The 290-nt window shown below is 44.5% G+C and carries 1 protein-coding gene; it reads left to right on the top strand.

Annotation, left to right across the window (positions count from 1 at the left end):
• The coding region (locus B9P82_RS28170; RefSeq protein WP_168188483.1) for a carboxylesterase family protein at positions 1–290 on the top strand (290 nt) is incomplete at both ends.

Here is a 290-nt window from a genome sequence, read left to right on the forward strand (position 1 = left end):
TTTTTCGCTCATCCAGCCCTTGAAGATGAAGATTGTGTTCATAATTTTGCCTTGCTCGATCAGATTTCAGCATTGCAATGGGTCCGGGAGAATATCTCAGAATTTGGTGGTGACCCGACAAATATTACGTTATTTGGTGGGTCCGCAGGTGCTCGTAGTGTCATGTCATTAATGGCCTCTCCCCTGGCAGCAGGATTGTTCCATAAAGCCATTATCCAGAGTGGATATACATTGCCTGATACGCCCAGCCAAAAAGCTTTAGAGCATGGCATTGGTTTAGCAGAAAAATT

This window comes from Citrobacter sp. L55, from assembly GCF_002850715.1.
GTDB classification, from domain to species: Bacteria; Pseudomonadota; Gammaproteobacteria; order Enterobacterales; family Enterobacteriaceae; genus Citrobacter; species Citrobacter braakii.